Below are 2,538 nucleotides of genomic sequence, written 5' to 3' on the forward strand. Positions count from 1 at the left end.
GCTCCGGCACGCTGCTGCGCCTGCCCGGCACGACATCCGGTGGAGCCCGGCATGGCTGATCCCCACGCGACCGAGATCGTCCGGTTCCGCAAGGCCACCAAGGCGTTCGCCGGCAACGCGGCGGTGCGCGACGTCGATTTCACGCTGCGGCAAGGCGAGGTCCATGCGCTGCTCGGCGAGAACGGTGCGGGGAAGTCGACGTTGACCAAGGTGCTGGCCGGCCTCTATCCGCTGACGTCGGGCGAGATGCTGATTGACGGCAAACCGGTTGGCTTTTCCTCGCCCGCCGATGCCATGAAGCACGGCATCGCCATGGTGTTCCAGGAAACCAATCTCATCCCGTCGATGAATGTCGCCCAGAACATCTTCCTCGGCGAAGAGAGCTTCTTCAACCGGTTGCGCGGCATCAACATCAAGGCGCAGCAGCATCTGCAGCGGCTGAACTTCCATGTCGAGCCGACCGCGCTGGTGTCAACGCTCGGCGCCGCCAAGAAGCAGATGGTCGAGATCGCCCGCGCGGTTCACCACAAGGCCCGCATCTTCATCTTCGACGAGCCGACGGCGACGCTGACGCCGGAGGAAAAGCAGCACTTCTTCGCCCTGGTCGAGCGGCTGAAAGGCGAGGGCGCTTCCATCATCTTCATTTCACACGCGCTGGAAGAAGCGCTGTCGATCGCCGACCGCATCAGCGTGCTGCGCGACGGCGCGCTGATCGTCACCGACGATGCGCGCAATCTCACCCGCGAGAAAATCGTCCAGGCGATGGTTGGCCGGCAACTGACCGATACGCTCTATGGCGACGATGCCGCCAAACGCGTCGCGCGCCGCCCGGGCGAAAAGGTGCTGGCGCTCGAGAACGTCTCGATGGGTAAGGCGGTGCGCAGCGCCACGCTGTCGGTCTTTGCCGGCCAGGTGACCGGGCTGTTCGGCCTGGTCGGTGCCGGCCGCACCGAAATGATGAAGATCGCGGCGGGCGTTTTGAAGCGTGACTTCTTCCATGGTGGCCGCATCACGCTGCGCGGCGAGGTGGTGCACTTCCGCGTGCCACGGCAGGCCGTGCGGCGCGGCGTCGCCTATATCACCGAGGACCGCAAGCTCGACGGCCTATTCGATACGATGGACATCGCCCAGAACGTATTCCTCGGCAAGCTGGCCAAGGGCTCCAATCCGGTCTCGGTAATCGGCCTTGGCGAAGCGCGCCGGCAATCGGCCGAATGGATCGAGACGATGAAGGTCCGCACGATCGGCGCCAATGCTCGGGTGGTCGAGCTTTCCGGCGGCAATCAGCAGAAAGTGGTCATCGCCAAATCGCTAATCCAGGCGCCGTCGCTGATCATCTTCGACGAGCCGACGCGTGGCGTCGATGTCGGCGCCATCGCCGAGATCCATCAGATTATCGAGCGGCTTGCCGATGCGGGCGCGGCCGTCGTCGTTATCTCGTCCTATCTGCCTGAAATCCTCAATCTGTCGGACCGCATACTGGTGGCGCGCCAGGGCCGTATCGTCGAGGAGATGACCATCGACGAGGCCTCCGAAGAAAAGATCATGTATGCCGCCGTCCATTGAATCGCCCGGTGAGGATCGGCAGGCCACGATCGTCGAAGTCGGTCCGCGCGACGGCCTGCAGAACGAAAAGCGGCTGGTCTCGACCGGGCAGAAGCTGCGCCTGATCGGCATGCTGGCCGATTGCGGCTTCGCCCGCATCGAGGCGACGGCTTTCGTCTCGCCGAAATGGGTGCCGCAGATGGCCGATCATGATGAGGTCATGCGGCGCGCTGTGCGGCGCCCGGGGCTTATGCTGTCCGCGCTGGTGCCCAACGAGCAAGGTGCGCGGGCCGCGATCTCGGCCGGCGCGCAGGAACTCGCGGTCTTCACCAGCGCCTCCGAGACGTTTTCGAAACGAAACACCAATTGTACCATCGAGGAAGGGCTGGCTCGTTTTGTGCCAGTGATCGCGCTGGCCGCCGAGCATTCCTTGCCGGTGCGGGGCTATGTCTCCTGTGCCGTCGATTGTCCCTATGAAGGCCCGATCGAACCCGGCGCGGCCGCGAGAGTCGTCGCGCGCCTGCGCGATCTCGGCTGCGCCGAAATCGCCGTTGCCGACACGATCGGCAGGGCGACACCCGAGCGCGTGCATGCCATGGTGCTGGCAACCCTCGAAGAAGCAGAGGCTGCGCGGCTGGCCGGGCATTTCCACGACACCGGCGGCCTGGCGCTCGCCAACGTCGATACCGCCTGGGACCTCGGGCTCAGGGTGTTCGATGCCGCTGCCGGCGGGCTAGGCGGCTGTCCCTACGCGCCCGGTGCGGCCGGCAATCTTCGCAGCGGCGCGCTGGTGGCGCACCTTGCGTCGAAAGGGATTTCCACCGGCATAAATCGCGAATTGCTGGCCGGCATCGAAACCATGCTTGCCGAGGGTAAGTTTTTCGCCGAGCCATAAAACCACGACAACCCCGCAGCAAGTTTGCCTGAAATCAGTGCCGTCCCGATCTTCGGGGCTGGCGTCTCGGAAAATGCGACACGAGCTATATATCTGTC

2 protein-coding genes are annotated in these 2,538 nt (G+C 64.5%); both read left to right on the forward strand.

Translation table 11 applies throughout. From position 1 onward, the window contains the following. The first annotated feature begins 51 nt into the window (after positions 1 to 51). On the forward strand, positions 52 to 1,566 hold the full coding sequence (locus EN893_RS28805) for a sugar ABC transporter ATP-binding protein (RefSeq protein WP_127270801.1): 1,515 nt from the start codon (positions 52 to 54) through the stop codon (positions 1,564 to 1,566). Next, positions 1,550 to 2,440, forward strand: coding sequence for a hydroxymethylglutaryl-CoA lyase (locus tag EN893_RS28810; protein WP_127270803.1), 891 nt, complete (start codon positions 1,550 to 1,552; stop codon positions 2,438 to 2,440). Before EN893_RS28805 ends, EN893_RS28810 begins: the two co-directional genes overlap by 17 nt. Positions 2,441 to 2,538 lie beyond the last annotated feature (98 nt).

Source organism: Mesorhizobium sp. M7A.F.Ca.CA.004.04.2.1, from assembly GCF_004022825.1.
Lineage (GTDB): Bacteria > Pseudomonadota > Alphaproteobacteria > Rhizobiales > Rhizobiaceae > Mesorhizobium.